The 3676-nt window shown below is 59.7% G+C and carries 2 protein-coding genes, 2 tRNA genes and 1 pseudogene; 3 read left to right on the top strand and 2 right to left on the bottom strand.

The genetic code is table 11. The annotated features are described in order from the left end of the window. Positions 1-265: pseudogene (locus XAXN_RS19785) on the bottom strand (transposase); the annotation flags it as partial. Between the two features lie 143 nt (positions 266-408). On the opposite strand from XAXN_RS19785, the gene XAXN_RS19780 reads away from it, so the two are divergent. Continuing rightward, positions 409-485, top strand: a tRNA-Asn gene (locus XAXN_RS19780). A 46-nt stretch (positions 486-531) separates the two neighbouring features. Here the strand turns inward: XAXN_RS19780 and XAXN_RS22255 are convergent. Continuing rightward, positions 532-981 (bottom strand): GspH/FimT family protein, encoded by a 450-nt coding sequence (locus XAXN_RS22255; protein WP_277422469.1) that lies wholly within the window; start codon positions 979-981, stop codon positions 532-534. Positions 982-1212: 231 nt separating this feature from the next. Between XAXN_RS22255 and uvrB the strand changes: the two genes are divergently transcribed. Continuing rightward, positions 1213-3234 carry an excinuclease ABC subunit UvrB gene (gene uvrB, locus XAXN_RS19775; protein ID WP_054320781.1) on the top strand — a complete coding sequence of 674 codons (2022 nt, stop codon included), beginning with the start codon at positions 1213-1215 and terminating at the stop codon, positions 3232-3234. A gap of 98 nt (positions 3235-3332) precedes the next feature. Beyond that, positions 3333-3407 (top strand) — tRNA-Val (locus tag XAXN_RS19770). The last annotated feature ends 269 nt before the right edge of the window (positions 3408-3676 follow it).

Raw genomic sequence — 3676 nt, 5'->3', positions numbered from 1 at the left:
TCGCAAAGTACGCGGCGGCCTTTTTTAGTATGTCGCGCTCCTCGGTCACTCGGCGCAACTCGGCCTTCAGCCGCCGAACCTCCGCGCTCTGGTCCACCTCGGCGCGCTGCACGACGCCGGGCTTGCCGAACTTGCGCAGCCAGGCGTACAGGCTGTGCGTGGTAACACCCAGGCGCTCGGCGACTTCTGCCACTTTGAACCCGCGATCGGTCACTTGGCGGACCGCCTCGACCTTGAACTCATCTGTATACCGCTTACTGCTCATGGACACCTCCGAATTAGCCATTTTCCATGGCCTTGAGATGTCTAGGAAAGCCTGGGCGTATCAGCTGCGCTTTTTTGGTGCGTTGTTCAGAGGTTCCCTGGGTGTTGCGCTGCTGCAAAGTTGCGTCTAGAATACTCCTCCCCGCCCGAATAGCTCAGCCGGTTAGAGCACTTGACTGTTAATCAGGGGGTCGTTGGTTCGAGTCCAACTTCGGGCGCCAAGATGTTCAAAAAGCCGCGACACGTCGCGGCTTTTTGTTTGCCTGCTCATCGGGCCGTGCAGTTCACAGAACTGGTGTAGCGGACGGTACGTGCTCTTCCCGAATTGTTGACCAATATGTCAGTCAGTCGCCGAGCGTTGCTGCAGAGACTAATGGTGATGTTCGTCCCGCTGCTTCGGCCATTCGGTAGGAAACGAACGATTGATCTTCCGACGGTGCTGGTGATGTCGAGGCCGCCGGTGGAGGAGGCATGCTCCACCCTGATGACGGATGCGGCGCTTAGCGGCTGCCCGCCGCGCTCCGGGTCCCTAAAGAGGATCCATCCGCGGCTCCAGTCGCGATCTGTTCGGCAACGAGCTCCGTCGGTAGAAGGACAAATGCTAACAGGCTCGCCGTGTGTAATGGCAGAACTTCTGGCCATCGCAAGATGTGCGGTCAGCAGGTGAACGCGTGTGGTCGCTCGCTGCCACTCGATGAGGCTTCTGAAGCTGGGCATGCCGATGGCTGCACCGATTCCGATGATCGCCATCACGATGAGCAACTGGACTGCAGTGTACCCTCTCGCGCTCGAATAGCCTGCTGCGTCCATTGCGCGTCTCCTTGAAGTGGAGCAAGCAGTCTCAACATTGGTTGCTTGCCAGGTAACGCTGCCTCCACTTGCGTGGCTGTCAGGGTTCTACCGATGCTGGCCTCCGTAAATTCGTGCAGCCTCCCCGAGATCCGCTCCATGACCGACTGTTTTCAGCTAGTATCCCCTTACTCGCCAGCGGGCGACCAGCCTGCGGCCATCGACAAGCTGGTCGCCAACTTCGAGGCTGGGCTGGCCAAGCAGACCTTGTTGGGTGTAACGGGCTCGGGCAAGACCTACACCATTGCCAATGTGGTGCAGCAGGTGCAGAAGCCGACCCTGGTGATGGCGCCAAACAAGACGTTGGCGGCGCAGCTGTACGGCGAGTTCAAGTCGTTCTTCCCGCATAACGCGGTCGAGTACTTCGTCAGCTACTACGACTACTACCAGCCGGAGGCGTATGTGCCATCGTCGGACACCTTCATCGAGAAGGACAGTTCGATCAATGAGCACATCGAGCAGATGCGCTTGTCGGCGACCAAGACCTTGCTGTCTCGGCGCGATTCGCTTGTGGTTGCGACGGTTTCGGCAATCTACGGTCTGGGCGCGCCGGAGGACTACCTATCGCTGCGTCTGATCCTGTCGGTTGGCGAGCACATCGATCAGCGCCAGTTGATCCGCCATCTCACCGATCTGCAATACACCCGCAACGAGTTCGAACTCACGCGCGGTGCCTTTCGCGTGCGCGGCGAGGTGTTGGACGTGTTCCCCGCCGAGTCAGATACCGAGGCCTTGCGCATCGAGTTGTTCGATGGCGACATCGAACAGCTGACGTTGTTCGATCCACTCACCGGCGAAACCTTGCGCAAGTTGCAGCGCTACACCGTGTACCCGAAAACCCATTACGCAACGACGCGTGAACGCACCTTGAGTGCGGTGGACACAATCAAGGAGGAGCTGAAGGAACGCCTGGAGCAGCTCTACGCGCAAAACAAGTTGGTCGAGGCGCAGCGTCTGGCGCAGCGCACGCAATTCGATCTGGAAATGATGGCCGAAGTGGGTTTTTGCAACGGTATCGAAAACTACTCGCGGCATCTCACCGGCAAGGCGCCCGGCGAGCCGCCGCCGACCCTGTTCGACTACCTGCCGCCGGACGCGCTGCTGGTTATCGATGAGTCGCACGTGACCATTCCGCAGATCGGCGCGATGTACAAGGGCGACCGTTCACGCAAGGAAACGCTGGTGGAGTTCGGTTTTCGATTGCCGTCCGCCCTGGACAACCGCCCCTTGCGTTTCGAAGAGTGGGAGGCGCACTCGCCACGCAGCATCTACGTCTCGGCAACGCCTGGTCCTTACGAGGTGCGCGAGTCCGCCGGCGAAGTTACGGAGCTGGTGGTGCGTCCAACCGGTCTGATCGACCCGGTGGTGGAGATTCGTCCGGTTGGTACGCAGGTCGACGACCTCATGTCCGAGGTTCACGAGCGCATCAAGCTCGGCGATCGCGTGTTGGTGACCACGTTGACCAAGCGCATGGCCGAAAACCTCACCGAATACCTGGGCGAACACGGGATTCGGGTGCGCTACCTGCACTCGGATATCGACACCGTCGATCGCGTGGAGATCATTCGCGACCTGCGTCTGGGCAAGTTCGATGTGCTCGTGGGCATCAATCTGCTGCGCGAGGGTCTGGACATGCCGGAAGTCTCGCTGGTGGCGATCCTCGATGCCGACAAGGAAGGCTTCCTGCGATCGACCGGTTCACTGATCCAGACCATCGGCCGTGCCGCACGCAATCTGCGCGGCAAGGCCATTTTGTATGCCGACAAGATGACGCGCTCGATGCAGGCGGCGATCGACGAGACAGATCGTCGCCGCGAGAAGCAGGTCGAGTACAACCTGGAACATGGCATCACGCCGAAATCCGTCGAGCGGCCGATCGCAGACATCATGGAGGGCGCGCGCGACGATGCGGCCCAGAAGAAGTCGGGCAAGGGCCGTTCGAAATCGCGCCAGGTCGCAGAGGAGGCGCCCGATTACCGTGCCATGAAGCCTGCGGAAATCGCTGGCAAGCTCAAGAGTCTGGAGCAGAAGATGTATCAGCATGCCAAGGATCTGGAGTTCGAGGCCGCAGCTCAAATCCGCGATCAGATCCAGAAGTTGAAAGCGGCAAGTCTGGGCTAGGGCGGGTGGCTCGCCTTGCAGACACGATAGGGCTTGTGATCGGTAAAACCCTGCGCTAGAATGCGCGCCCTGCACAGCGCAATGCTGGGGCAGGATTCGGGCGGTTAGCTCAGCGGTAGAGCACTACCTTGACATGGTAGGGGTCACAGGTTCGAACCCTGTACTGCCCACCACTCAAACCCTTGAAGTTAGGGCAAAAAGTGGAAACGAAGAAAGCCGGCCATAAGCCGGCTTTTTTGTTGTCCTGTAACGGTCCTGCAAAAAGCGAGGGTGCGCGAAGTGGCAAAGCTTCTATCCGGTATCGATTGGGGTTCGGTGGCCGACTGGGTGCCAGGCATCGGCTCTTTGACAGCAGCCGTAATAGCGATATGGCTGGCCAAGCGGGGTGAGAGGATCAATCTACGTGGCTACTGTGGACTGCGCGACGTCCCCCCGTCCTGAG

The organism is Xanthomonas axonopodis (assembly GCF_001304695.1).
Taxonomy (GTDB): domain Bacteria; phylum Pseudomonadota; class Gammaproteobacteria; order Xanthomonadales; family Xanthomonadaceae; genus Xanthomonas; species Xanthomonas axonopodis.
Note: the sequence above shows the minus strand (reverse complement) of the source record. Positions and strands in the feature narration are given on the sequence as shown.